This window comes from Actinacidiphila sp. bgisy144 (genome assembly GCF_057708105.1).
In genome coordinates this window covers 23,217-48,165 of the sequence record NZ_JBYIRM010000037.1, presented here as the reverse complement: position 1 = coordinate 48,165, position 24,949 = coordinate 23,217, and the positions used below count along the sequence as shown (strand labels likewise).

Annotated in this window: 28 protein-coding genes and 1 tRNA gene; 11 read left to right on the top strand and 18 right to left on the bottom strand. The window is 73.3% G+C overall.

All coding sequences use genetic code 11. From position 1 onward, the window contains the following. The first annotated feature begins 2 nt into the window (after positions 1 to 2). A complete protein-coding gene (locus tag AC3EVP_RS31330; protein ID WP_435135761.1) occupies positions 3 to 746 on the top strand; it encodes a Clp protease N-terminal domain-containing protein in 744 nt (247 codons plus the stop codon). A 37-nt stretch (positions 747 to 783) separates the two neighbouring features. Here the strand turns inward: AC3EVP_RS31330 and AC3EVP_RS31325 are convergent, their stop codons facing one another. Next, positions 784 to 1,515, bottom strand: coding sequence for a class I SAM-dependent methyltransferase (locus tag AC3EVP_RS31325; protein ID WP_335978678.1), 732 nt, complete (start codon positions 1,513 to 1,515; stop codon positions 784 to 786). Between the two features lie 123 nt (positions 1,516 to 1,638). On the opposite strand from AC3EVP_RS31325, the gene AC3EVP_RS31320 reads away from it, so the two are divergent. Beyond that, a complete protein-coding gene (locus tag AC3EVP_RS31320; RefSeq protein ID WP_435135809.1) occupies positions 1,639 to 2,364 on the top strand; it encodes an SLATT domain-containing protein in 726 nt (241 codons plus the stop codon). 77 nt (positions 2,365 to 2,441) lie between these two features. On the opposite strand, the gene AC3EVP_RS31315 is transcribed toward AC3EVP_RS31320, so the two are convergent. Together AC3EVP_RS31315 and AC3EVP_RS31310 are read right to left on the bottom strand one after the other, a co-directional pair. Continuing rightward, positions 2,442 to 4,268, bottom strand: coding sequence for an AMP-dependent synthetase/ligase (locus AC3EVP_RS31315; RefSeq protein ID WP_335978674.1), 1,827 nt, complete (start codon positions 4,266 to 4,268; stop codon positions 2,442 to 2,444). A 306-nt stretch (positions 4,269 to 4,574) separates the two neighbouring features. Further along, positions 4,575 to 5,450 (bottom strand): LysR substrate-binding domain-containing protein, encoded by an 876-nt coding sequence (locus AC3EVP_RS31310; RefSeq protein WP_435135758.1) that lies wholly within the window; start codon positions 5,448 to 5,450, stop codon positions 4,575 to 4,577. 158 nt (positions 5,451 to 5,608) lie between these two features. Here AC3EVP_RS31310 and AC3EVP_RS31305 point away from each other — a divergent pair, with 158 nt between their 5' ends. Further along, complete coding sequence (locus AC3EVP_RS31305; RefSeq protein ID WP_435135807.1) at positions 5,609 to 6,688, top strand: bile acid:sodium symporter family protein; 1,080 nt, start codon at positions 5,609 to 5,611, stop codon at positions 6,686 to 6,688. Further along, a complete protein-coding gene (locus AC3EVP_RS31300) occupies positions 6,654 to 7,229 on the top strand; it encodes a DinB family protein (protein WP_435135756.1) in 576 nt (191 codons plus the stop codon). The genes AC3EVP_RS31305 and AC3EVP_RS31300 overlap by 35 nt, the downstream gene beginning before the upstream one ends. Positions 7,230 to 7,281: 52 nt before the next feature. Here AC3EVP_RS31300 and fdhD read toward each other — a convergent pair whose 3' ends face one another. Further along, entirely contained in the window at positions 7,282 to 8,145 is an 864-nt protein-coding gene (gene fdhD / locus AC3EVP_RS31295) for a formate dehydrogenase accessory sulfurtransferase FdhD (RefSeq protein WP_435135754.1), read from the bottom strand. Between the two features lie 160 nt (positions 8,146 to 8,305). On the opposite strand from fdhD, the gene AC3EVP_RS31290 reads away from it, so the two are divergent. Then, positions 8,306 to 8,659 carry a chorismate mutase gene (locus AC3EVP_RS31290; protein ID WP_335978670.1) on the top strand — a complete coding sequence of 118 codons (354 nt, stop codon included), beginning with the start codon at positions 8,306 to 8,308 and terminating at the stop codon, positions 8,657 to 8,659. Between the two features lie 144 nt (positions 8,660 to 8,803). Further along, a tRNA-Leu gene (locus tag AC3EVP_RS31285) sits at positions 8,804 to 8,888 on the top strand. Between the two features lie 125 nt (positions 8,889 to 9,013). Here the strand turns inward: AC3EVP_RS31285 and AC3EVP_RS31280 are convergent. From AC3EVP_RS31280 to AC3EVP_RS31255, 6 genes are all read right to left on the bottom strand, one after another. Beyond that, a complete protein-coding gene (locus AC3EVP_RS31280) occupies positions 9,014 to 9,622 on the bottom strand; it encodes a TetR/AcrR family transcriptional regulator (RefSeq protein WP_435135751.1) in 609 nt (202 codons plus the stop codon). Positions 9,623 to 9,753: 131 nt separating this feature from the next. Further along, complete coding sequence (locus tag AC3EVP_RS31275; protein WP_435135749.1) at positions 9,754 to 10,737, bottom strand: SMP-30/gluconolactonase/LRE family protein; 984 nt, start codon at positions 10,735 to 10,737, stop codon at positions 9,754 to 9,756. Between the two features lie 76 nt (positions 10,738 to 10,813). Then, the gene (locus AC3EVP_RS31270) at positions 10,814 to 11,413 is read right to left on the bottom strand and encodes a carboxymuconolactone decarboxylase family protein (protein ID WP_435135747.1); all 600 of its coding nucleotides are present in this window, start codon (positions 11,411 to 11,413) and stop codon (positions 10,814 to 10,816) included. Further along, entirely contained in the window at positions 11,410 to 12,006 is a 597-nt protein-coding gene (locus AC3EVP_RS31265) for a carboxymuconolactone decarboxylase family protein (RefSeq protein WP_435135745.1), read from the bottom strand. The genes AC3EVP_RS31270 and AC3EVP_RS31265 overlap by 4 nt, the downstream gene beginning before the upstream one ends. Before the next feature lie 377 nt (positions 12,007 to 12,383). Continuing rightward, positions 12,384 to 12,821: a VOC family protein gene (locus AC3EVP_RS31260; RefSeq protein WP_435135743.1), complete on the bottom strand. Its 438-nt coding sequence runs from the start codon at positions 12,819 to 12,821 to the stop codon at positions 12,384 to 12,386. A gap of 37 nt (positions 12,822 to 12,858) precedes the next feature. Then, a complete protein-coding gene (locus AC3EVP_RS31255) occupies positions 12,859 to 13,776 on the bottom strand; it encodes an SDR family oxidoreductase (RefSeq protein WP_435135741.1) in 918 nt (305 codons plus the stop codon). Between the two features lie 169 nt (positions 13,777 to 13,945). Here AC3EVP_RS31255 and AC3EVP_RS31250 point away from each other — a divergent pair, with 169 nt between their 5' ends. Both AC3EVP_RS31250 and AC3EVP_RS31245 read left to right on the top strand, forming a co-directional pair. After that, a complete protein-coding gene (locus AC3EVP_RS31250) occupies positions 13,946 to 14,572 on the top strand; it encodes a TetR family transcriptional regulator (RefSeq protein ID WP_435135739.1) in 627 nt (208 codons plus the stop codon). Between the two features lie 188 nt (positions 14,573 to 14,760). Beyond that, positions 14,761 to 15,150 carry a VOC family protein gene (locus AC3EVP_RS31245; RefSeq protein ID WP_335978663.1) on the top strand — a complete coding sequence of 130 codons (390 nt, stop codon included), beginning with the start codon at positions 14,761 to 14,763 and terminating at the stop codon, positions 15,148 to 15,150. An 85-nt stretch (positions 15,151 to 15,235) separates the two neighbouring features. Here the strand turns inward: AC3EVP_RS31245 and AC3EVP_RS31240 are convergent, their stop codons facing one another. After that, positions 15,236 to 16,114: a helix-turn-helix domain-containing protein gene (locus AC3EVP_RS31240; RefSeq protein WP_435135737.1), complete on the bottom strand. Its 879-nt coding sequence runs from the start codon at positions 16,112 to 16,114 to the stop codon at positions 15,236 to 15,238. A gap of 218 nt (positions 16,115 to 16,332) precedes the next feature. Between AC3EVP_RS31240 and AC3EVP_RS31235 the strand changes: the two genes are divergently transcribed. From AC3EVP_RS31235 to AC3EVP_RS31225, 3 genes are all read left to right on the top strand, one after another. Next, positions 16,333 to 17,319 (top strand): alpha/beta hydrolase, encoded by a 987-nt coding sequence (locus AC3EVP_RS31235; protein WP_435135735.1) that lies wholly within the window; start codon positions 16,333 to 16,335, stop codon positions 17,317 to 17,319. A 203-nt stretch (positions 17,320 to 17,522) separates the two neighbouring features. Further along, positions 17,523 to 20,201, top strand: a complete 2,679-nt coding sequence (locus AC3EVP_RS31230; RefSeq protein ID WP_435135733.1) for an AAA family ATPase — start codon at positions 17,523 to 17,525, stop codon at positions 20,199 to 20,201. Positions 20,202 to 20,263: 62 nt separating this feature from the next. Further along, positions 20,264 to 20,656 (top strand): 6-pyruvoyl trahydropterin synthase family protein, encoded by a 393-nt coding sequence (locus AC3EVP_RS31225; RefSeq protein ID WP_335978832.1) that lies wholly within the window; start codon positions 20,264 to 20,266, stop codon positions 20,654 to 20,656. Positions 20,657 to 20,705: 49 nt separating this feature from the next. Here the strand turns inward: AC3EVP_RS31225 and rpsN are convergent, their stop codons facing one another. The 7 genes from rpsN to AC3EVP_RS31190 form a co-directional block, all read right to left on the bottom strand. Then, positions 20,706 to 21,011 carry a 30S ribosomal protein S14 gene (rpsN, locus tag AC3EVP_RS31220; protein ID WP_335978657.1) on the bottom strand — a complete coding sequence of 102 codons (306 nt, stop codon included), beginning with the start codon at positions 21,009 to 21,011 and terminating at the stop codon, positions 20,706 to 20,708. Between the two features lie 15 nt (positions 21,012 to 21,026). Further along, entirely contained in the window at positions 21,027 to 21,263 is a 237-nt protein-coding gene (rpmB, locus tag AC3EVP_RS31215) for a 50S ribosomal protein L28 (protein WP_335978655.1), read from the bottom strand. A gap of 152 nt (positions 21,264 to 21,415) precedes the next feature. Beyond that, on the bottom strand, positions 21,416 to 21,856 hold the full coding sequence (locus AC3EVP_RS31210) for a Fur family transcriptional regulator (protein ID WP_335978653.1): 441 nt from the start codon (positions 21,854 to 21,856) through the stop codon (positions 21,416 to 21,418). A gap of 70 nt (positions 21,857 to 21,926) precedes the next feature. Beyond that, on the bottom strand, positions 21,927 to 22,232 hold the full coding sequence (locus AC3EVP_RS31205) for an ArsR/SmtB family transcription factor (RefSeq protein ID WP_335978651.1): 306 nt from the start codon (positions 22,230 to 22,232) through the stop codon (positions 21,927 to 21,929). 100 nt (positions 22,233 to 22,332) lie between these two features. Then, on the bottom strand, positions 22,333 to 22,635 hold the full coding sequence (locus tag AC3EVP_RS31200) for a hypothetical protein (protein ID WP_435135729.1): 303 nt from the start codon (positions 22,633 to 22,635) through the stop codon (positions 22,333 to 22,335). Positions 22,636 to 22,812: 177 nt separating this feature from the next. After that, positions 22,813 to 23,568: a class I SAM-dependent methyltransferase gene (locus AC3EVP_RS31195; RefSeq protein ID WP_435135727.1), complete on the bottom strand. Its 756-nt coding sequence runs from the start codon at positions 23,566 to 23,568 to the stop codon at positions 22,813 to 22,815. Positions 23,569 to 23,721: 153 nt separating this feature from the next. Next, the gene (locus tag AC3EVP_RS31190; RefSeq protein ID WP_435135725.1) at positions 23,722 to 24,948 is read right to left on the bottom strand and encodes an aminotransferase class V-fold PLP-dependent enzyme; all 1,227 of its coding nucleotides are present in this window, start codon (positions 24,946 to 24,948) and stop codon (positions 23,722 to 23,724) included. Position 24,949 lies beyond the last annotated feature (1 nt).

Below are 24,949 nucleotides of genomic sequence, written 5' to 3'. Positions count from 1 at the left end.
GCATGACGGAACAGCAGCAGACCGTACGACTCGACGACCTCATCGACTACGTGAAGCAGCAGAACCCCGGCGACGACCCGCTCCAGAACCTGGAGCACGCCGTGGGTGTCGCCGGACACCTCGGCGACGTCGCGGACCACCTGATCGGACACTTCGTGGACCAGGCCCGGCGGGCCGGCGCGTCGTGGACCGACATCGGCCGGCACATGGGGGTCAGCAAGCAGGCCGCGCAGAAGCGGTTCGTGCCCAAGGCCCCGGAGGACCTCGGGCTCATGGACGGCGAGGCGGCCTTCTCCCGCTTCACCCCCCGCGCCCGCACGTCGGTGGCGTCGGCCGAGCAGGAGGCGCGCGAGGCCCGGCACTCCCTGGTCGAACCCGAGCACCTGGTGCTCGGGCTGCTCGACCAGGCCGACACCCTCGCGGTGCGCGCGCTCGTCGCGCTCGGCACCACCGTGGCGGACGTCCGCGCCGCGGTCGCCACCCCGGGGACCGAGGAACAGCCGATCATGGGCCACGTCCCGGTGAGCGCGGCGACCAAGCGCGTCCTGCAACTGGTGCTGCGCGAGGCACTGCGGCTCGGCCACAACTACATCGGCACCGAGCACATCCTGCTCGGCGTGCTCAGCGACGAACAGCAGCCCGCCGCCCAGGCGTTGACCACGCTCGGGATCACCCACGAGGCGGTCGAGCAGTGGGTGGTCGCCACGTTGGCCGCGTACGTCGAGGCCCGTCACACCGAGCAGTGAACGTCAGCCGCCGGCGGCTGCCGCCGGGCCGGCCGGCTCACGCCTCCTTGCGCAGCGCCAGCAGCCGGTAGACCGGATCGGCGCGCGGCACGTCGGGGTCCGGCAGCAGCGACAGGCGCCGGGCCAGCGCCCCGGACTGCTCCGCGTCCAGGGCGCCGGCCGGCGCGAAGTCGCCGCGCGCCACCTTCCCGGCCGCCCACGCCGGCGACATCCCCTGGCCGTGCCCGGTGAAGCGGGCCTCGCCAGCCCGGCGCAGGCCGTGCTCGGCGCCCACCGTCAGCACCCGCAGCGTCGCGTCATGGGCGCGCGCGGGCCGGAAGGGCGCGAGGAGTTCGCTGACGTCGCTGCCCATGTCGTACCCGGCGTCATGGTCCACCGAGGCCACGAACATCCCGCCCGGCCGCAGCACCCGCGCGCACTCCGCGACCACCGCGGCCGCGTCCGGCAGCAGGTGCAGCAGCCACACCGCGCTCACCGCGTCCAGGCTCCCGTCGGCGAACGGCAGCCTGCGGCAGTCCGCCAACACCAACCCGCCGCACAGCCGTTCGGACGCCAGCCGGGTCATCCCCGACGAAAGGTCCACGCCGAGCACCCGAAGTCCCGGCCGCAGCAGCCGCTCGGTCACCAGTCCGGTGCCGCAGCCCACGTCCAGCAGGGTGCGGGCCCGTTCCGGGACCAGGGCGAGCACCGCCCGCGCCGCGGAGCCCGCGCGCGGAACACCCCCGCGGGCGGCGTCGTAGCACGCCGCCTCCACGTCGTAGTCCAGCATGACGACGAATGTACGGGCGCCGGATGAACGGCGCTCCACCCCGCGTCTTGCGGTCCGGTTACACCTGCGGGTGCTGTGCAACAGGCGGGTGTGCCGTACCCTCACGGCCGGGTCCGCACGGGGGTGCGGCGGAAGGGGGAAACAGGCGCCGTGGCGGACAGGGACGGGGACCGGGATACGGATACGGATACGGGTACGGCCGGCGGAGCGGCGGCGCGGGCGCGCGGGCGGGGTCGCCCGGACCTGGCGCGGCGGCCCTTCCCGGCGGTGGCCGCCGGCACCCCGGCCGCCCAGCGGCAGGCCCTCGCCGACCTGCGCGGATGGGCCGAGCGCGGCGCCGAGGACGCCATCGACTGGTATCTGCGGGACAAGCGGGCCAAGCGCACCGCGTCACGGCTGCTCCAGGGGCTGGCGATCCTCCTCGCGGTCGCCGGGACCGCGCTGCCGCTGGGCGCCGCCGCCACCGGCTCGGCCGGCCAGGGCTGGGGATACGTCCTGCTCGCGGCCGCGGCCGGCTGCAAGGGCTTCGACCACTTCTTCGGGCTGTCCGCGGCCTGGATGCGGGACATCGAGGCCGCGCACACGCTGCGCTTCGAACTGAGCGCGGTCCAGTTGGAGTGGGCCGCCGACGTGCTGCGGGCCGGGCCCGCCGGCCAAAACCCGCCCGACGTGCCGCTCGAACCCGCCGAGGTGGAGCGGCAGTTGGCCCTGATCGGACGGCTCGCGGCAGCCGTGCGCGGGCAGGTCGAACGCGAGACGGCCACCTGGCAGGCCGAGTTCGGCGCGGCGACCCGGCAACTCCACGAGCAGGCCGGGCTGCCCGGGCCGCAGCGCGCACCGGGTGCCTGACCGCCGCGCCGACCGTATACCGCCCGACCGCCGACCACCGTGCGCGGCAGGCTGGTCGACGGCTGCCGCCGCGTCCCTCAGGCCCGGTACAGCGCGTCGATCTCCGCCGCGTACACCGTCTCGATCACGCGCCGCTTCAGCTTCATCGACGGCGTCAGGGTGCCGCGCTCCTCGGAGAACTGCGCGCCCAGGATGCGGAAGGTGCGGATCGACTCGGCCTGGGAGACAAGGGTGTTGGCGGCGACCACGGCCCGCCGGATCTCCGTCTCCAGCTCGGGGTCGTGCAGCAGCTGGGTGATCGGCAGCTGCGGCTTGCCGCGCATCTGGAGCCAGTGCCTGACCGCGTCGGGGTCGAGCGTCACCAGCGCGGCGACGTAGGGGCGGTTGTTGCCGACCGCCACGCACTGGCCGACCAGCGGGTGGGCGCGCACCCGGTCCTCCAGCGGGGTCGGCGAGACCGTCTTGCCGCCGCTGGTGACCAGGACCTCCTTCTTCCGCCCGGTGATGGTCAGATAGCCGTCCTCGTCGAGGGAGCCGATGTCGCCGGTGGCCAGCCAGCCGTCCCGCAGCACCTCGGCGGTGGTCTTCTCGTCGTTGAGGTAGCCGGCGAAGACCTGCCCGCCGCCGAGCCAGATCTCGCCGTCCTCGGCGATCAGCACGGTGGTGCCCGGCACCGGCAGCCCCACCGTGCCGAACCGGGTCTGCTCCGGGGGGTTCGCGGTGGCCGCGGCGGTGGTCTCGGTCAGGCCGTAGCCCTCGTAGATGGTCACCCCGGCGCCCGCGAAGAACAGGCCGAGCCGCCGCTCCATCGCCGAACCGCCCGAGATGCCGTGCCGCACCCGGCCGCCCAGCGCGCCGCGGACCTTGCTGTAGACCAGCTTGTCGTAGAGCTGGTGCTGCATGCGCAGGCCCGCGCTCGGACCCGGTCCGGTGCCGAACGCCCTGGCCTCCTGCGCCTCGGCGTACCGCACCGCGATGTCGACGGCCTTCTCGAACGGCCCGAGCCGCCCGCTCGCCTCGGCGCTGCGGCGCGCACCCTGGAAGACCTTCTCGAAGACGTACGGCACCGCCAGCACGAACGTCGGCCGGAAGGCGGCCAGATCCGGCAGCAGGTCGGCGGCGGACATGCTCGGCTGGTGGCCGAGCTTCACCCGGGCGCGGATGCAGCCCACCTCCACCATCCGCCCGAAGACGTGCGCCAGCGGCAGGAACAGCAGCGTGGACGGCTCCTCGCCCGGCCGGCTGCGGAACACCGGCTCCCAGCGGGCCACCACGTTGTCGGTCTCGGCCATGAAGTTGGCGTGCGTGATCACACAGCCCTTGGGGCGGCCGACCGTGCCCGAGGTGTAGATGATCGTGGCGACCGCGTCCGGCGTCACCGCGAGCCGGTGCCGCTCCACCACGTCGTCGGCCAGATGGCTCCCGGCCGCGCTCAGTTCCGCGACGCAGTCGGCGTCCAGCTGCCACAGCCGGGTCAGCCGGGGCAGTTCGTCGACGGCCGCGCCGATCGTCATCGCGTGGTCGCCGTGCTCCACGACCGCGGCGACCGCCTCCGAGTCGTGCAGCATCCACCGCACCTGCTCGGAGGAGGAGGTCGGGTACACCGGGACCGGCTGCGCGCCGATCGACCACAGCGCGAAGTCGAAGAGCGTCCACTCGTAGCGGGTCCTGGACATGATCGCGACGCGGTCGCCGAACCGGATGCCCTCGGCGAGCAGGCCCTTGGCCACCGCCAGCACCTCGTCGCGGAACTCCGCGGCCGTCACGTCGCGCCAGCCGCCCTGCCCGTCCGCACGCCCGAGCACCACCTGGCCGGGGTGGTCCCGGCCGTTGCCGTAGACGGCATCGGCCAGCCCTCCCGCCTGCGGCGTCGTGACCAGTGGGGGGACAGTGAACTGACGCAACTGTGGTTCTCCTATGGGGCCCTTCTGCGAGCCCGTAAGCTACCTGATCCCTGTCACCCGCGGGAGGGGCCGGACAGTACCCGCTCGGTCACTCATCCATGCGTTCCCACCACTGGTTACCGGTCGTAGCAGGGTAGGCGCCCGGTCGTCGGGACCGACCCGTGGGCGGCGCGGAACACGGATCTCCACCAAACCTGCCCTGGTCGAGCACGCCCACTCCACCCCGATTGCGCGGACGTGCGCCCTGGTCAGCGCTTTCGCGTCACTGGCGGGTGCCCGCCCCTCCCGTGCCCCCGGCTGCCGCGCTCACGCCTCCAGCGGCCGGTGCAGGGTGTCCCCGGCGGCGAGGAGCGCCCGCGACAGCGCGGCGGCCGCCTCCTGCGCCGCGCCGCGGGGCGCGCCGTGCAGCAGGACGAAGTCCACGCCGCCCAGTTCCGGCAGCCCCGCGGCGCGCGGCGGCAGCCGCACCAGCCCGGCCGGTACGAGCGAGCGGGCGTGCGCCATCACGCCCAACCCCGCGCGGGCGGCCGCGACCAGGCCGCTGAGCGACGCGCTGGTGCAGACCACCCGCCAGGTCCGGCCCTGCCGCTCCAGCACCTCCAGCGCGCGGGCCCGGGTGATCCCGGGAGCGGGGAAGACGATCAGCGGCACCGGACGCCGCGGGTCCAGCCGCAGCCGCTCGCTGCCGATCCACACCAGCGTGTCCTGGTAGACCAGTTGCCCCGGGCCGTCCGGCCCCGACCGCTTGGCCAGGCACAGGTCCAACTGCCCCGCGTCCAGCATCCGGTGCAGGATGCCCGACAGCTCGACGGTCAACTCCAGGTCCACCTCGGGGTGTTCCTGCCGGAAGGCGGCCAGGATCTCCGGCAGCCGGGTGAGCACGAAGTCCTCGGAGACGCCGAACCGCAGCCGCCCGCGCAGCCGGGTGCCCGCGAAGAAGCCGGCCGCCCGCTCGTTGGCGGCCAGGATCGTGCGGGTGAAGCCGAGCATGGCCTCGCCGTCCTCGGTCAGCTCCACGCCGTGGGTGTCCCGCAGGAACAGCCGGCAGCCCGCGGCCTCCTCCAGCCGCCGCACATGCTGGCTGACCGTGGACTGCCGCAGCTCCAGGCGCCTGGCGGCCTGCGTGAAGCTCAGGGTCTGGGCGACGGCCAGGAACGTGCGTAGCTGCACCGGTTCGAACACGCCACCCATCCTAGCGGCGGTCATCGCGATACGTGATGACAGTCAGTGCGGTGAGTTGGCTTGCCGATGTCGCTGGTGGCGGGCAGGGTGGAGGCGTGCCCAGCCCCACCGGGAGCCCGTCCCGCCGCAAGAACCCCGCTGCCGTGCTCCTGCGGCGCCTGCCCGTCGACCCGTACGTCGCCGCGCTGCTGGCCACCGTGCTGCTCGCCGCGCTGCTGCCCGCCACCGGCAGCGGGGCGCATGTCGCGAGCGGCGCCTCCGACGCCGCCGTGGGCCTGCTGTTCTTCCTCTACGGCAGCCGGCTGTCCACCGGCGAGGCGATGGCCGGACTGCGGCACTGGCGGCTGCACCTGGCGGTGCTCGCCGCCACCTTCGCCGTCTTCCCGCTGCTCGGGCTGGCCGCGCGCGGCCTGGTGCCCCACGTCCTCGCGCCCGAGCTCTACCCCGGCTTCCTCTTCCTGTGCGTGCTGCCCTCCACCATCCAGTCCTCGATCGCCTTCACCTCGATCGCCCGCGGCAACGTGGCCGCCGCGATCTGCGCCGGCTCCTTCTCCAGCCTCGCCGGGATCGTGCTCACCCCGCTGCTGGCCGCGCTGCTGATCGGGGGCGACGCGGGCGTCAGCGGGCACGCCGTGACCGGTATCGCGCTCCAACTCCTCGCGCCCTTCCTCGCCGGACAGCTGCTGCGCCGCTGGACCGCGCCGCTGCTCGCCCGCCACCGCAAGGCGCTCGGCTACGTCGACCGCGGCTCGATCCTGCTCGTGGTCTACACCGCCTTCAGCGAGGGCATGGCGGAGGGCATCTGGCACCAGGTGGCGGTGCCGCGGCTGCTGGAACTCCTGGCCGCCGAGGCCGCGCTGCTCGCACTGATGCTGACGGCCACCTCCTACGGCGCCCGCGCGCTCGGGTTCGGCCGGGCGGACCGGATCACCGTGGTGTTCGCCGGGTCCAAGAAGAGCCTGGCCTCCGGGCTGCCCATGGCCACGGTGCTGTTCGGCTCGGGCGCGGGCCTGGCGGTGCTGCCGCTGATGCTCTTCCACCAGATGCAGCTGATGGTCTGCGCGGTGATCGCGAAGCGGTGGGCGCGCGATGCGGAGGCCGGGCAGGACGAGGCGGGGCAGGAGGAGGCCGGGCTACGGTTGCCCGGTGACTCAGGAGAAGGCGTGGGGGACGGCCCGGCGGACGAACGGTTCCAAACCGGGGGTGTCGCCGCAGCGGGCGGCGGCGGACAGGGCTGACCGGGGAGGCGACGGGAGCGGTGACGGGGGCGGCGGTGACGGCAGCGGCTGGGGCGGTGACCTGCGTCCGCCGGAGGCCGAGACCGACGAGCGGACCACCCTGCTGACCTTCCTGGGCTACCTGCGCGAGTCGTTGATCCGCAAGGCCGAGGGCGTCCCCGACGACGTGGCGCGGACACCCGCGGTGCCGTCGGGCACCAGCCTGACCGGCATGCTGCGGCACCTGGCCGCCGTCGAGCTGAACTGGTTCGTGTGGGCGTACGCCGGCGAGGGCGGCGCCGAGCCGTGGGACGACGAACTGGCCGCCCCCGACGGCGACACCGTCGAGGCGGCCGCGGCGGCGTACCGGGAGGCGGCGCGCCGGGCCGACGCGGTGGTGCGGGGCTGCACGGACCTGGCGTGGCCGGGGGCGCGCTCGCTGCGGGAGACGCCCGCGCCGTCGATGCGGTGGGTGCTGGTGCACATGGTCGAGGAGACCGGCCGGCACGCCGGCCACGCGGACATCCTGCGGGAGCTGTACGACGGGTCGGTGGGGCGCTGACCCGGGCGGCCCCGTACCGACCGGCCGCGTACCCGCAGCGCTCCGGCGGGCATCAGTCCCGTACGGGCGCGGCGGGCGCGGGCTCGGCCGCCGGGGCGAAGCGCTCCTCGCCGGCGTAGACGTTCATCGAACTGCCGCGCAGGAAGCCGACCAGGGTCAGCCCCGACTCCGCGGCCAGGTCCACCGCGAGCGAGGACGGCGCGGAGACCGCCGCCAGCACCGGGATACCGGCCATCACCGCCTTCTGCACCAGCTCGAACGAGGCCCGCCCCGACACCATCAGCACCCGCCCGGCCAGCGGCAGCAGCCCCTCCCGCAGCGCCCGTCCGACCAGCTTGTCCACCGCGTTGTGCCGCCCGACGTCCTCGCGTACGTCCAGCAGCTCCCCGTCGCCGTCGAACAGCGCCGCCGCGTGCAGGCCCCCCGTACGGTCGAACACGCTCTGCGCCGCCCGCAGCCGCTCCGGCAGCGCGCTCAGCAACTCGGGTGTCAGGCGCGGCAGTCCCGGATCGAGCGGCGGCATACGGCTCGCGGTGCGCACCGCGTCCAGGCTCGCCTTGCCGCACAGGCCGCAGGAGGACGAGGTGTACACGTTCCGCTCCAGGGCGATGTCCGGGAGCGGCACGCCGGGGGCGAGGGCCACGTCCACCACGTTGTACGTGTTGCCGCCGTCGGCGGTGGCGCCCGCGCAGTACACCACGCTGGCCACGTCCTCCGCCCGGGCCAGCACCCCTTCGCTGACCAGGAAGCCGACCGCGAGCGCGAAGTCGTCGCCCGGGGTGCGCATGGTGATCGCCAGCGGGCGGCCGTTCAGCCGGATCTCCAGCGGCTCCTCGGCCACCAGCGTGTCCGCGCGGTGCCCGGCCGCGCCGTCCCTGATCCGCAGTATCCGCCGCCGCTCGGTGACGCGTCCCATGCCGTACCCGTCCTGGTGGTCTCGTCGGTTCCGGCCGGTGCTGCCCGCCGTCGGCCGGTTGTCGCGGTTGTCCCGTCGGGCCGCCCCGCCCGCGCACCTTGCCATAGGGTGTGCCAGGCAGAAATCGGACCACCACGGACTTCCCAGGATGGCAGACCGCATGACAGACCAGCCGACGCCGGCCGCAGAACACACCCTGGGCGGAAACGAACAGGCCCTGGCGAAGCTGCGCACCCTGCGCGGCAGCATCGACAACCTCGACGCGGCCCTCGTCCACCTGCTCGCCGAGCGCTTCAAGTGCACGCAGGAAGTGGGGGAGTTGAAGGCCGCGCACGACCTGCCGGCCGCCGACCCCGCACGCGAGGCCGACCAGATCGCCCGACTGCGGCGACTGGCGGCCGACGCCCGCCTCGACCCGGCCTTCGCCGAGAAGTTCCTCAACTTCATCATCGACGAGGTCGTCCGCCACCACCGGGCGATCGCCGCCCGCCAGGACGGCTCCGCGGAGGCGTGACCCGCCCCGCACCGTCCCTCCCCGCGGCCCCCGCGGCCGGGCGCCGCACCCTCTGCGCCCACCGGAATCCCAGGTGAGGAGCACCCCGAATCCTTGGTATCGTGGAGTCGTCACCGAGACCCACCGGTCCCGGCGGCTCCACCGGTCCGGGTGGCGGAATGGCAGACGCGCTAGCTTGAGGTGCTAGTGCCCTTTATCGGGCGTGGGGGTTCAAGTCCCCCCTCGGACACTTTCACTATGCCTACGGGTGTCGGCTGAGTTCCGGCCGAGGCGCGGATACCCCGCAGTTGGGCCTCGCAGCCCCGGCCGCCGACGCCCCGCGGGCCGCAAGGCCCCACCGGCACTCTGTCGCACTCACCTCGCAGAGGCGCTCCTGTCCGGCCACACGGCGCGAACCGCGTCCGGAAGTCCCGACACTCGCCCGGAGCCGAGTGACGCCAACTGGAGGATGTAGCCGGGTACCGTGGCCACGATCACCTGGGTGAGGGGCTCTGCCGCAACATCCGGCGGAAGGTCTCCGGTTTCCTGACTCGCCCGCACGATCCGGGCGAGTTCGGCGGTCACCTGGGTGAGCGTGGCCCTGATCCGCTCGGCGAGCCTCGGGTCGCGCAGGGACTCGGACCACACCAGGAGTGCCATGGCGGCGAAGCCGTTCTCCTCGTGCTTGGCCTCGATCACCCGGAAGAGGTCGGCGAGCAGCTCTCCGATGCCGACCGCCGGTTCGCGGTTCACCACCTTGTCGACCTCGGCCACGACCTCGCGCAGGTTCTCCTCGGCGATCGCGGCGATCATGTCCTGCTTGCTGGCGAAGTACCGGTACACCGCCCCCGCCGACAGCCCCGCCTCGACCAGCAGGTCCTGCATGGACGTCGCGTGGAAACCTTCGCGCAGGAAGCAGCGCCTGGCCGCGGCGAGGATCTCCGCGCGACGTGCGTCGAGGTGCTGCTGGCTCACTTTGGGCATGGCGCCGAATATACATGAAAAGCGATCATTCGTTCTCCTGGAAGGAGGCGGGAGTGTGCCCATCCGGAATGCGTGGCAATCCGCTCCGCGGTCAGGTGGAGTCGATCAGGTCATGGTGCGCAGGTACGTGATCATCGGACGGGCGGATCGAGTTCGACGCGCAGGAGGGCGGCGTTGCGCACGATGCCTTCGGGTGGGGCGGTACGGCCGCCGTCGGTCGTGACATACAGGACACGGCCGTGGTCGCCGGGCTCGCCGCCCCAGTAGGCGCTGGACGGCCCGGCGATCACCGGGTCGAAGGGGTCGCCGGCGAGGTGGCGCACCTCGCTGCCGTGGGTCGGTGCGAGCGGGACGCGGTCGAGGGTGTTGGCCCGGTGCCGGGTGACGTACGCGAAGCCGGCGTCCTCGTCGACGCAGAAGTCGTCGGCGTTGTCGATGGCGGCGACGAATTCGGGGGCGCCGGACGGGTCGAGCGTGGTCGGGTCGACCGGCACACGCATGAACACCTTCTGGGCGGTGGAGGTGTAGTACAGGTAGCCGGTCTTCGCGCCGTACCGCACGCCGTTGATGCCCGGCTGCGGCGGCGGGGCGACCTCGCCGTCGGGGTCCCAGGCCATCGTGTCGTGTGCGAGCCATACCCGGGCGGTGGCGTGGTGGGCCCCGTCGGCCAGGTCGACGCGCCAGACCAGTCCGGCGAAGCAGTCGGCGACCGCGAGCACCCCGGGGCCGAGCGCACAGCTGCCGTTGAGGGCGCGGACCCTCTCGTCGAACGTGAAGATGATCTCCGGAACGACCGGAGTGCCCGGTGCCCAGCCGTTGAAGTCGAGCCGGGCCAGGTGGGATTCGTGCGTGGTGTAGCCCTCGGTGAGACTGACGACGAAGACGTCCGGTTCGACCTCGACGATGCCGGTGACCGGGTGGTCGAAGGTGTGCACGAGCACCGGGTCGACCAGGGTGCGAGGGGCGGGGCCGGGGACGTACCACAGCTCCTGCTGCACCACGGCGGTGATCAGCAGCGAGCCGTCGGCGCGGACGACCAGGTTTTCCAGGAAGTGGCCCTGCGGGAAGTGGGCCACCGGGGTCAGGGTGACGTCGGGAAGAGGCGCGATGGCCATGGCGGTTTCCTTTGATTCCTCGTTTGTCGTGCGGTGTCGTGGGGTTGGGCCGGGTGTCGTGGCGCTGGAGTTGCTGCTACTGCTCGAGCCCGACAGCACCGGACGGCACGTCGTAGGCCATCAGCGTCAGGCAGACCGCGGTGAACCAGCCCATCAGGACAGTGACGTCGACGATGCCCGGGTCGCCGAGCAGTTCCTGCGCACGGCGGAACAGGCTCTTGGGCACCACGCGCGCCGCCGCCAGCGCCGAGGACAGCTCGTAGACCACCTGCCGGCGCGGGTCGTCGAACGCGGTGGGCCGGCCGGTGATCAGGGACTCGACCTGTGACGCGTCGAGTTCGCCGAAGATCACGCCGATCTTCTCGTGCTCGAAGTTGCTGTACGCCGCGCCCCAGCGCCCGTTGATGACGTTGGTGACGATCTCGATTTCGGCCTTCGACAGGCTCGACTTCGTCTGGAAGTACGCTCCGGTGGGCACGATCGTCATCGACAGTGCCGGGTTGGCCAGCCATATCTTGTGCGGGCCGGGTACCAGCCCGCGCATCCTCGTTGTCACGTCGTACGCCTCGCGCATGGCCGCCGGCATCTCGTCGACCGGCGTCTCCACGAAGCGGCCGAAGGTGCCGAAGTCGGTGGGGTCCTCGAGCCGGGCCAGCAGTTCCTTGGCACTCGTCATGCTTTCCCTCCTTCGGGAGCGCCGGCCACGGGACGGCCGGCGGGCACGTCGTAGGCGTTGAGCAGGACGCCCAATGCCACGTAGTGGACGGTGATGAACACCACGGCGTCGAAGCCCGGACGGCCGAGCTTGGCGACGGCGGCGTCGTACAGCGGCCCGGGAACCGCGCCGGCGCGGACCAGCGCTCCGGCCACGTCAGCGGCCAGCAGTTCTTCCTCGCTCAGGTCGGCGGGGCGCGCCCCGGCACTGAGGGCCGCGATCTGGTCCGCGCGCAGTCCGGCGCGTGCCGCCAGCGGAGCGTGCGCGTACAGCTCGTACGCGACATTGAAGCGGGCCCCGACCGTCAGGATCACGACCTGCCGGGCTCTCTCACCGAGCCCGGGCAACTTCTGCGCGAGGTCGATGAACCGGCCCAGCGGCACGGCGAGTTCAGGGAAGTGGAGCATGACGCCCCACGGGCCGACGAACGCACCCTGGGGGTCTCGCACCTCGAAGCCCTGGTACTCGGCGTCCCGGGTCATCGTCTCGAATGCCTCGTAGAGGGGGCGCTGCCCGGCGGTCAGCTCCGCCGGGGGCACCAGTGGCAGTCGCATGGGACTCCCCTCTCTCAAAACGAACGATCAATCGCTTTCTTTTTGAACCGTAGCCCGTTCTCGGCCTCATCACAAGGCGAATGTTCGTTTTTTTACAGACTCCCGCCTCCAGGAGCGCGATGGCGTGCGGCAAGCCACGGCCTGGCAGCCGACGTCTCCCGGACCTGTCGCTCCTCCCGCGGCCGGGCCTCGCCGGTGGGACCGTTCATTGCGGCGCACGGACCTCGGAGCTGTCGGAGATCCGCAGAGCTTCGCCGCGCCCGGCACTGCGGTTGGTCTACGGTGTCGATTCCCCCGGGCACACGAACCCCTGTTGAGCAGGGGCTTTTCTGTTTTCGCCGGCTGCCGCGGCTCGGCGGTGCTCGCTCAGGGTCCGGTCAGGGCTTTTGCAGGGCTTCGGCGAGCATCACGATGATGCCGCTGGGGCCGCGGACGTAGGTGAGTTTGTAGATGTCCTCGTAGGTGGCCACACCGCGCAGGGGGTGGCAGCCGTGTCGCGCCGCGGTCGCGAGGGCCTCGTCGAGGTTGTCGACGGAGAAGGCGACGCGGTGCATGCCGATCTCGTTCGGGCGCGTGGGCTGCGTCTCGATCGCCTCGGGGTGGAGGTACTCGAAGAGTTCGAGTCGGCCGTGGCCGTCGGGCGTCTGGAGCATGGCGATCCTGGCGTGGTTGCCGTCGAGGCCGACCGCGGTGTCGGTCCACTCGCCGCTGACCGTGTCCCGGCCGAGGACGGTGAGGCCGAGGTCGGTGAAGAAGGCGATCGCGGCTTCGAGGTCCCGGACGGCGATGCCGACGTTCTCGAGTCTGATGGGCATGCCTCGCATGCTAGGCCCGGCGGCCGGGTGGGATGCGTCAGACGGCCTGGCCCGCCGGGGTGAAGTAGTCGCCGTGGGCGAGGTCGTCGAGGAGGGTCGGGTGGGTGGGGGTCCAGCGCAGCAACTCCTGGGTGCGGGCGCTGGATACGGGGGAGTCGTGGGCGTAGAGGCGTGCCATGAACGGGGAGGCGTAGTGGCCTGAGGCCTGGTCCGGGGTGAGGGAGCGGGTGGGGACGGCCAGTTCGTCGGCGATGGCCTGCGCGATGTGCCGCAGGGGCACCCCGGTCTCGGCCACGCCGTGCAGCACGCTGCCCGCGGGGGCGCCCTCCAGGGCCAGCCGGAAGAGGACGGCCGCGTCGCGGCGGTGGACGGCGGGCCAGCGGTTGGCGCCGTCGCCGACGTACGCGGAGCAGCCGGTCGCGCGGGCGGTGGCGATGAGCATGGGGACGAAGCCGTGGTCGCGCGGCCCGTGGACGGTGGGTGCCAGGCGGACCACGCTCGCGCGGACCCCGCGGTCGGCGAAGTCCAGGCAGGCCCGCTCGCCCGCGATGCGGAAGGCGGCGATCCCGGAGGCGTCGGGGGCGTCCCGTTCGGTGGTCTCGCGGCCCTCGGGCATGACGAGCGTGCCCGAGGTGACGACGAGCGGCTTGCCGGTGTGCTCCAGCGGCCCGCCGAGCGCCTCGATCGCCGTCCGGTCGCGCCGCTTCATGTCGTCCAGGTCGGAGAAGTCGCCCCCGTAGGCCATGTGCAGCACGCCGTCGGCGGCCTCCGCGCCCCGGCGCAGGCTGTCGTGGTCGTCGAGCGAGCCGCGGTGCACCGCCGCGCCCAGCGCTTCCAGGGTGGCCGCGCCCGCGTCCGAGCGGGCCAGGCCGGTGACGTCGTGGCCGGCTGCGACGAGTTCGGCGACGACGGCGGGACCGGTCTGGCCGGTGCCGCCGGTGACGAAGATGCGCATGGGGCGCCTTTCGGTAGGTCGGGGTGGGGGGGGACGGGTGGGTCCGCCGCGGTGCGACGGCCGGGCGGAAGGGGAGCTCCGGCCCGTAGCGCCAGTCACTGACTCTAAGTAGCGCCAGTCGCTGGCGTCAAGTAGTGCCAGTGACTGGCACATGGGGTACGTTCGAGAGGTGCCACGTAGCGGAGCAGAAGCGCGCCGCCGCCTCCAGCAGGCGGCCCTGGAGCTGTACCGGGAGCGCGGGTTCGACCGGACCACCACCGCCGAGATCGCCGCGCGCGCGGGGGTGAACGAGCGGACCTTCTTCCGGCACTTCCCCGACAAGCGGGAGGTCCTCTTCGACGGCGAGGCCGACCTGCGGGCCGCGCTCACCCGCGAGGTCGCCGCCGCCCCCGCGGACCTGCCGCCGCTCGCCGTACTGCTGCGGGCCTTCCGCAAGGCCGCGCGGATACTGGAGGACAACCGGCCGTTCGCCGAGCCGCGGCTCGCGCTCATCGCCGAGACCCCGGCGCTGCGCGAACGCGACCTGGCCAAGGGCGCGGCGGTGTCCGAAGCCCTTGCCGAGGCGCTGCGCGGGCGCGGCGTCCCCGACCGGAAGGCCGACCTGGCCGCGCGGACCGGCTGGGCCGCCTTCCACCACGCCGCCCAGGCGTGGATCGACGACTCCGCCCCGGGCGACCTGGCCGAGGGCGGTTCGGCTGCGGGCGGCCCCGCAGCGGGCGGCTCCGCGCAGGGGCTCGACCGGCACCTGCTGCGGGCCTTCGAGGACCTGCGGTCGCTGGCGGCGCAGGCGCGCTGAGCACGTCCTCGGCCTCGGCTGACGGCTGCTCACCTTGCTGTGCGGAGAGCCCAGGAGGGCCCTGTTCGGACGGCGGTACGGGCCGGGGCGGGCGGCTGCCGTGGCCGTGACCTGTGGCCCGTTCGCTCGGGAGGGTGAACATCGCGGGGGGTGGGAACAGCGGTGGGGCGCCGGGGCTTGATACCGGCATGAGGATCTTTCGTACGTATGCGCGGGTGTATGGCAGCGACCTGGACGCGGTGGCGGTGCCGCTCGGCGAGATGACCGGGGAGCCGGTCACCGGCCGGTTCGCGCTGCCGAACGGGCTGGAGCTGGCCGCTGTCGGCCGGGTGCTGGTGGTGGCGGGGGAGGAGCAGACCCTGGCCCCCTACCGGGAGACGTCGGCGACACTGATCGTGGACGACCTCGACGCGTGCCTGGCGCTGCTCGATCAGGTGGGGGCGCGGGTCATACGGGGCCCGCAGGAGGTCCCCACCGGGAGGAATCTGACGGCCCGGCTGCCGGGCGGGGCCCAGATCGAGTACGTCGAGTGGGACGACGCGCAGTGGGAGCGGGCCGGTGGCCGCCCGGCCGGGTGAGGCGGCCCGGGCGCCGGGGCGAGGTCGTGGCGGGCGCCGGGGTCGCCGCGGCTACGGCTGCGGGCTGCTCCGGGTCCTCATCGCGTCATGCCTTCGGGTCATCCGAGCGGTCGGCCGCCGGCCGCTGGGCGGTCCAGGAGGTGAGGATGCGCAGGGCGTCGTGCGAGGGGGAGTCCGGTTCGGCGGTGAGGATCATCAGCCGCTGGCCGGAGCCGTCCGGGCTGGCCCAGGTGTCGCAGTCGAGGGTGAGGTCGCCGACGAGAGGGTGGTGGTAGTGCTTGGTGCCGTAACTGGCGCTGTTGACGCGGTGTTCGGCCCACCAGGTGAGGAAGTCCGGGTCCTGGAGGGACAGTTCGCCGACGAGCTGGGCGAGGTCCGGGTCGTCGGGGTCGGCGGCGGCCTCCATCCGCAGGGCGGCGACGGCCTCGCGGGCGTCATGGGCCCAGTTCCGGTGCAGGGCGCGTACCCCGGGGTGGGTGAAGACCAGCCGCAGGTAGTTGCGGCGGTGGGCCGGCAGGTCCGCGAAGTCCGTGTAGAGGGCCACGGCCGCGGGGTTCCACGCCAGGACGTCGAGCCGCTTGCCGAGGACCAGCGCGGGGCTCTCGGTGAGCTGATCGAGCAGGCGCCGCATGGGCGGGCGCAGGCGCTGGGCGGTGCGGCGGCGGCGCGGGCGGGCGTCGGTGCGGCCGGCGATCTCGTAGAGGTACCGCTGCTGGTCGTCGTCGAGGCGCAGCGCGCGGGCCAGGGTGGTGAGCACCGGGACGGACGCCCGGACCCGGCCCTGCTCCAGCCGCGTGTAGTAGTCGACGCTGATGGCGGCGAGCTGGGCCACCTCCTCGCGGCGCAGCCCGGCCACCCGGCGGGCCGCGTCGGTCTCCGGCAGGCCGCACTCCCGCGGGGTCAGCTGCGCCCGGCGGGCCTTGAGGAAGGCGCCGAGCGCCCGGGAGTCGGAGTCCGAGGTCATGGTCCCCAGTCTCCGCACGCGACGGTGGCCGGGGCAAACGCCGAAGGGGGGCACGTTCTTTCCCGGGCAGGAACCTGTCTCTCCCGCACCCGCGCCGACCGGTCGAATGTGGAGATGTGCCCGGCGGGGCACGGGCCCCGGCCCACCGCCCCCGCCCCTCGCCCCGCCTCCAGGGCACGCGTCAGCACCGTCAGCGTCACCCCTGCGAGGAGAGCACCATGGCCAGGACCAACGTCAGCTTCGACAGCGCCGGCATCCGCATCGCCGCCCACCTCTTCACCCCCGACACCGCACCCGGCGCCGCCTCCGACACCGCCTCCGGAGCCGCTTCCGCCGCCTCCGGTACGTCCTCCGTCGCGGGCCGGCGTCCGGCACTCGTCGTCGGCCACCCCGGCGCGGGCGTCAAGGAGCAGACCGCCGGGACGTACGCCCAGCGCATGGCCGAGCGCGGCTTCGTCACCCTCGCCTTCGACGCCGCCTACCAGGGCGAGTCCGCGGGCCTGCCGCGCGGCCTGGAGGACCCGGCCCAGCGGGTGGAGGACTTCAAGGCCGCCGTGTCCTTCCTCACCACCCGTGAGGAGGTCGACCCCGACCGCATCGGCCTGCTGGGCATCTGCGCCTCCGGCGGCTACACCCTCACCGCGGCCGGGGGCGACCACCGCGTCAAGGCGGTCGCGACCGTCTCGGGTGTCGACATCGCCCGGCAGTTCCGGCTCGGTGCCGACGGCACCCAGGACCCGGCCGCCTTCCAGGGCATGCTGGACGCCGCAGGCCAGGCCCGTACCGCCGCCGCCCGCGGTGAGGACCCGGGCGCCCTGCCGGTCTTCCCCGAGACCGCCGAGCAGGCCGCCGCCGTCGGTGGCGAGCACGCGGCCGAGGGCTTCGACTACTACTGCACCGACCGGGGCCGCCACGAGCGCTCCGCGCGGACCCTGGCCTGGCCGAGCATCGACAAGATGGCCGCCTTCGACGCCTTCCAGGCGGTGCCCCTGATCGGCCCGCGCCCGCTGCTCCAGGTCGTCGGCAGCCGCGCGGTCACCTCCTGGATGGCCGTCGACGTCCACCAGCGCGCCACCGGCCCGAAGGAACTGCACTGGATCGAGGGCGCCGGCCACGTGGACCTCTACGACCGCAAGCAGTACGTCGACCCGGCCGTCGAGAAGCTCGCCGCGTTCTACACGGCCCACCTCGCCGCCGCCCGCTGAGGGTCCGCGGGGTGCCGCGGGATGCGGCGGGGCGCCGCCGGGTGCCGCGGGGTCTGGCGCGGGGCGCTCCCGGGGCGGCCCGGACCGCTGCGCACCGCGGCAACGTACTGCAACGCACCGACTGCGGCCAACAGCCGTCCCTCGGGTGGCTTCCCGTGACAGCATGTGGGGACTTCATCCGAAGAAGGGGGAGCAGGGACTTGGTGGCGCCGGGCTTGTTCGTCGACCGTACGGAGACGATGGCGGAGCTGCACGCGCTCGCCACCGGGCAGCGCCGGGACCGGGCCGGCTGGGCCATGCTGGTCGGCGGCCCGCCGGGCATCGGGAAGTCGGCGCTCCTGGCGGAGTACCAGCAGCAGCTCACGGCCGGCGGCCTGAACCGGGTCTACTCGGTGCGGTGCCACCCCGGCATCGGCCCCGGGCTGACCTACGGGCCGGTGACCGAACTGCTCACGCTGTTCGCGCGGGAGTCCGCGGGCGGGCGCCGGCGGCTGAAGCGGGCGCTCAAGCAGGCCGGTCAGCAGGTCCTCGACTACGGCCCGGCCCTGCTGTCGATGCTGGTGCCCGGTCTCGGCGAGGCCTTCGCGGTGGGCCGCGACCTCACCCGCGCCTCGGTGTCGTCCGGGTCCATCCCGTTCGACAGCCTGGTGCCCTTCCAACAGGGCGCCGCCATGCGGATCGTGGACGAGCTCGTCCGGCTGATGGGCGAGGACGGGCCGGCGGTGGTGATCGTCGACGACATGGAGCACATCGACCACAGCAGTCTGCTGGTCCTGGACTACCTGCTGCGCCGGGCCCGGCCGGCCGGGTTCGGCCTGCTGCTCAGCCACACCACGGGCAGCGGCCCGGCCTCCGGTTCGGGTGCCGCTGTCGAGGAACTGCTCTACCGCTGGCAGCTGGACGGGCTGGTGGACCGCCGGGTGCTGCCGGGCCTGCCGGCGGAGGCCGTCCGCGAACTGGTGGTGAGCGTCCACCCGACGGCGCCGCCGGAGCTGTCCACCCGGCTGAGCCAGGTGACCGCGGGGCACTCGGTGTTCGTCAAGCTGTGCCTGGACGCGTGGAAGGAGGAGCAGGGCGCGGAGGTCACGATCCCCAGCACCCTGACCCGGGTCGTCGAGGCCCGGCTCGCCCACCTCACCGAAGCCGACCAGGAACTGCTGACCGTCGGCGCCACCGAGGGCAGCGTCTTCCTGTCCCGGACCGCGGCGTCCGTCCTGGAGCAGTCGCACGACCGGGTGATGGAGCAGTTGCGGAAGATCAGGGAGAACACCGAACTGCTGGTGCAGCACCCCCTGCCGGCCTGGGCGCGCGCGGACGTCAGCGACTGCTACGCCTTCACCTACCAGGCGTTGTGGAGCGTGGTCTACCAGCGGCAGACCCCCGAGCAGCGCAGGTCCCGCCATGAGCGCATCGCCGCGGCACTCGCGGCGCAGGCCCAGGGGGAGCCGCTGCTGGGGCGGCGGCTGGAGATCGCCCGCCACCTCAAGCGGGGCGGCAGCCAGTGCCTGGCCGCCTGTTCGGACGCCTACTACGGGCTGGCCCGGGACGCGGCGGTGGACGGCCTGTCGTTCTCCGAGGCCGAACAGCACTGCGAGGAGGCCATCCGTACGGCCCGGGAGTTGCCGCCGACGGTGCCGGGGCGCGACCGCCGCCTCGTGCTGGCCGTCGAACTGCTGCTCTCGCTGTCGGAAGTGCGCTGGCGCGGCCAGCACCGGGACGCCGCAGTGCCGGACATCGACGGCCTCGCCGCGGAGGCGGAGGAAGCGGCCGCCCGGTGCGGCGACCGCGACCTCATGATCCGTACCACCCTGATGCGCGGGAAGACCCAACTGGCGACGCGGGGGCTGGTCCCGGGGTTGGAGAAGCTGCGCCGCGCGGTGGAGCTCGCGGAGGAGCATGGCGACCCGGTGGCGCTGTTCGTCGCCCGGGTGGAGTACGGGCGCCAGGTCTCCAAGCGGCGGCTCGAGGAGGGCCTCGCACAGTTGGAGGAAGCGGAGCGGATGTACGCCGCCGACCCCCGGCTGGGCGGCAGCGGCGATCCGGTGCTCCAGCACGCGCGCAACCTCGCCGAGATGCAGTTGGGCATCTCGCTCTTCGACAGCGGCCGGCTGACCGAGGCGGTGACCCGGCTGCGGCGCTGCGTCGACCGGCTGCGGGGCGAGACCCTCAAGGCGGAGCTGCCGATCGCCCTGAACTACCTCGCCCAGGTCCTCACCGGCCTCGGGCAGGAGCAGCCGGCCGCCGACGTCCTGCGCGAGGCACTCGACTTCGAGGTCCGGCGCGGCGGTGACAGCGGCTGGCACGCCTACAACACGGCGCTGCTCGCCCAGCTGTACTCCCACGATCCGCAGCGCGCGGAGGAGACCCTCGCGCTCGCCGCCGACGCGTGGGCCGAGACCGAGCGGACCTGGCTGGCGAACCTGGTGCCGATCGTCCGGAACCTCTACGCGGACGTGCTGCTGCGCGTCGCGCGGCAGCGGGCGGAACTCCTGGAGCAGGCCGACCGGCTTGCCGTCGACACGATCCGTGAGACGGCGCACAGTGGGATGATCAGGAGCACGATCGCGGCGCACTCGCTGCGCAGCCGGACCTTCCTGCGAAAGGGGGACACCGTGGCGGCGGTGGCCGAAGCCGAGGAAGCACTGCGCATCCTGGACGAGGTCGGGCCCATGCCCGCCCTGCGCACGGAGGAGGTCCTCTACCACGCCGGCGTCGCCATGCGGCGCGGCGGCCGGGCCGCACAGGCGGACGGCCTGCTGGATCGAGCCCGCGAAGAGGTCGCGCGCAAACGGGCGCTGATCACCGATCCGGCGATGCGCGAGTCGTTCGGCGCGGAGCGGTTGAACCGGGTGATCCTCGGCGAGGGCGGGGGCGCGGCATGACGGGGAACCCGGGGCCTGCGGAGGAGGCTCGCGCGCGGGCGGGGCAACTGCCCGCGTGGGACATGGACAGCGCTGTCCTCACCATCACCAAGGAGTTCCACTTCTCGGCCAGCCATGTGCTGACGGGGCTGCCCGGCTGGCACCAGTGCGCGCGGATGCACGGCCACAACTACGTGGTGGTCCTGGAGCTGTCCGCGCGCACCGACCAGCTGACGGACAGCGGTTTCGTCCGCGACTACCGCGACCTGGACGGGTTCAAGAAGTGGCTGGACGACACGCTCGACCACCGCCACCTCAACGACGTGCTCGGCGAACTCCCGTCCTCCGCCGAGAACCTCGCCATGTGGATCTTCGGCGGGTGGACCGCGCGCCTGCCCGAGCTGGTGGCGGTCCGGGTTTCCGAGACCGTCAAGACCTGGGCCGAGTTCCGCCCGTCGCGGCGGCGGACCGACTGACCCGCGGCCGGGTGCCGCGCCGGGCGGCGCGCGGTCGGAGGGCCGGCTGCTACCAGCTGGCCTTGCGGACCCCGGGGAGGTGGCCGGCGTGCGCGTGGGCGCGCAGGGCCACGCGGGACAGGCCGAAGGCGCGCAGGTAGCCGCGGGGGCGGCCGTCGACCGCGTCGCGGTTGCGGACGCGGGTGGCGCTGGCGTCGCGGGGCTGGCGGCGCAGCTCGCGCTGGGCGGCCGCGCGGTCGTCGGCGGAGGTGGCGGGCGAGGCGATGACGCGCCTCAGTTCGGCGCGGCGCTCGGCGTAACGGGCCACGACGGCACGGCGCTTGTCGTTCTTGGCGATCTTGCTCTTCTTGGCCATGGCGCTGGTGTCCCCTCAGACCTGGTGGCCGCGTGCGCGGACGAGCCGGACGGCCTTCTCGATGCCGATGCGGTCGACGGTCTTGATGCCCTTGGCGCTCAGCGTCAGCCGCACATGGCGGTTCTCGCCGGGCAGCCAGTAGCGCTTGGTCTGGATGTTGGGGTCGAAGCGGCGCGCGGTGCGTCGGTGGGAGTGCGAGACGGTGTTGCCGAAGCCGGGTTTGCGGCCGGTCAGCTGGCAGTGGGCCGACATGGGGCTGCCTTTCCGTGGGTGGGCGAGTCGGACGGCCACCAGCTTAAGGAAAAGCGTTTTCATTTCCAAATGCACTCCGGGTGCCGGCATGCGCGAGGCCGGCGCCGCCCCGTCGTGACGGGACGCGCGCCGGCCTCGGCCGCTCCTGCTCGTCAGCGCCCCTGCGGTGCGATCCCCTTCGGGCCCTCGGCCGCACACGCGGCGCACGTGCCGAAGATCTCCATGGTGTGCACGATGTCCACGAACCCGTGCGCCGAGGCGGTCGATTCGGCCCACCGCTCCACCGCCGGGCCCTCCACCTCGACCGCCTTGCCGCAGGAGCGGCAGACCAGATGGTGGTGGTGGCCGCCCTCCGAACAGCGTCGGTAGACGGACTCGCCGTCGCCGGTGCGCAGGACGTCGACCTCGCCCGCCTCGGCGAGCGACTGGAGCGTGCGGTAGACGGTGGTCAGCCCCACCGACTCCCCGCGCAGCTTCAGGATGTTGTGCAGGTCCTGCGCGCTGCGGAACTCGTCGACCTCGTCCAGAGCGGCGGACACCGCGGTGCGCTGCCGGGTGGAACGGCTGCGGACGGACTGCCCGGCGGTGCTCACGGATCTTCCCTCCGTCGGTGGTGCGGTGCGTGCGCTGTGCTCGGCGGCGGCCTGCGGTGCGGCCGGGCGGTCACTCCTCGACATGCCGGATCGCGTCGAGCACGATGTGCGCGACGTGTTCGTCGACGAGGGTGTACTCGACCTCGCGGGCCTCGCGGTGGGTCGTCACGATGCGCGAGGTGCGCAGCACCCTGAGGTGCTGCGAGACCAGGGGCTGGTTGACCCCGAGTGCCGCGACGAGCTCATGGACCCGCTTGCCGCCGGTGGACAGCTCGCGCACGATGCCCATCCGTACCGGGGACGCCAGTGCGCGCAGCAGCTCGCTGGCCGCTCGCAGGGCGAGGGTCCGGTCGTCCGGATGCGCGGGAGCCGTCATATGCAGAACCTAACATATGAGAATCGGTCTCATATAGGGCCTGGGGGCGGTGGATCGGGAAACCGGCCACAGGGAGCCGGTGGTGCGGGGGGCTGCGGGCTCAGTGGTCGTCCCAGTGGCCCTCGTGGGCCGCGTGCCGGTGCCCGTCGTGTACGTAGTCCGTGTGGCCCTCGTGCGGGACCGCGACATGTCCGCAGCCGGGGCCGTGCTCATGGGCGTGGCCCTGGTGCTCGCTGTGCCGCGCGATCGTGCACTCGTCGGCGTGGTCGTCATGGGTGCGGTGCAGGTGGCCGTCGTGCACGTAGTCCGTGTGGTCGCCGTGCGGCACCGCGACATGCCCGCACTCGGCGCCGTGGACGTGTTGGTGGTCGGTGTGCGGCCGGTGCTCGGTCGAGGTGGTCATGCTGCCACTCCCATCAAGGTGCGTCGTGGTGCGACGGAGGCGCGCTCACGCCTCTATAGCGACATTAACATATGGCAATCTCTGCATGTATCGAGGTCGCGGGCGTGCCGCGCCGACGGAGAGGGCCTGCCGCGCCGTAGGGACGACGGCCCGGTGCCCGTACGGGTGAGGCGCGGGTCAGCGCACCGCCACCAGCACGTGGCTGCTGCCGAACTGCCAGACGGAGCCGGCCTGGCCGAACCCCGCCGCCCGCAGCAGCCGCACATGGTGGGAGAGGGGCAGGTCGCTGTCCTTGGTGCTGGGCACCGACCCGGCGCGGCGGTGCCGCTCGGCGACGAGCTCGCTGAACGCCGGGTCGTCCGAGACCGCGCGCCACCACTGGTCCCAGTCCTCGTGGTCGAACGCCCGCTGCCGCTCGGCCCGCAGCCGCCCGACGCGGGCGCTGATCTCGCGCGGCCCGGTGGGCTCGGGGGCGAAGTGGTCGCCGTTGACCAGCGCCCCGCCCGGCCGCAGGAGCGCGCCGAGCTGCCGGTAGGCGCGGCGCAGCAACGGCTCCGGCAGGCAGTGCAGCGTGGTGGTGGAGACCACGGCGTCGACCGGCCGGTCCAGGCCCAGGTCGGCGGTCCACCGCTCCGCTCCGATCGCCGCCTCCACGAAGCGGACCGCCGCGCCATGGCACTGCCGGGCCAGGCCCAGGACGACCGGGTCGCGGTCCACGCCGACGAAGTCCACGCCGGGCAGCCGGGCCGCGAGCCGGGCGGTCAAGGTGCCCGGCCCGCAGCCCAGATCGACCACGAGCGGGCGCTCCCGCCCGGCCGTGACGTGCTCGACCACGTCGGCGATGACGCCGGCGCGCTCCTCGCGCGCGATGGCGTAGCGCTGCTGCTGGGCCTCCCAGCGCTCCGCGTACTCCCGTGCCCGCACCGTGTCCATCGCCCTCGCCGCCCGCCTGAGCCGTCTGCCGCCGTTCCGTGTCCCCGTCTCCCTGCCAGCCTATAGTTGAAAACAGTTTTCATTCCAATGGGAGTGCGGCGCGTCGGCGGCGGTTCCGCCCGATGGTCGCTCTCCGGTCCGGTGCGCGCCCCTTCAGTCCAACGCGCGCAGCGCCTCCACCAGCCGGTCGATCTCCTCGACCGCGGTGTAGGCGTGCGTGCTGACCCGGACCGACCCGGTCTTCTCGCCGGACGCGCCCTGGCAGTGCTGGTCGCTGCGCACCATCAGCCCGCGGTCGAACAGGATGAACCCCAGGTCGCCGGAGGGGATCGCCCGGTGCCGGAAGCTGACCAGGCTCTGGCGGCGCTGGACGGTGGAGCCGGCGGCCAGGCTGGTCCGGCAGCCCAGCACCTGGTATGAGCCGAGCCGGCTCAGCGCGTCGGTCAGCCGCGCGGTCAGGGCGCGGGTCCAGCGGTGGACTCGCCCGGTGTCGGTGTCCCGCAGCCAGTCCAGCGCCGCGGACAGCGACACCGCGCCCACCGTGTTCGGGGTGCCGGACCACCCGCCCGGGCGCAGCTCGGGGCCGCGCGCCTGCCGTGCCCACAGCGCGCCGGTGCCGGGCAGCGCCAGCGCCTTGTGGCCGGAGAACGCCACGAAGTCGACGTCCAGGGCGTCCAGCCGGATCGGCTGGTGGCCGACGCTCTGCGACGCGTCGAGGCAGATCGGGACGTGCGGGCCGACGGCGGCGCGGACCCGGTGGACGTTCATGTCGTTGCCGTAGACGTGGTGCACATGGGTGGCCGCGACGAACCGGGTGCGGGCACCGACCTGTTCGGCCAAGGCCACGTGGTCGTAGTCGCCCGACCCGCGCTGGTACGGCATCGGCCGCAGCACCACGCGTACGCCCTGCCGGGCGAGCAGGTCCCGCACCTCCTGCCAGGGGGAGATGTTCGCCTGGTGGTCGGCGAAGGGCACGATCACCTCGTCGCCGTCGGCGAGTTGGGCGGCCAGCCAGTCCCGGGCCACCAGGCGCAGCGCCTCGGTCGCGCCGCTGGTCAGCACGACCTGCGAACGGTCCGGGTCGGGGTCGCCGAGCGACTGGGCGACCTGCCGGCGGGCCTGAGCCACCAGCGCGGTGGTGCGGTTCGCCCACGGGTACGACCCGCGGCCGGAGTTGGCGTTCGACGTCGTCAAGTAGCCCTGGACCGCGTCCAGGACCGCCTGCGGCTTCTGCGAGGTGGCGGCGCTGTCGAGGTAGGCCAGGCCGGGTTCGGCCCGCAGGATCGGGAACTGGGCGCGCACCTCCTCGTGCCAGGACGCAAGTTCGCGCAGCACGTCGTCGGGGGACTCGGCGGCTTCCGGGTTCTCGGGTGTCGTCATC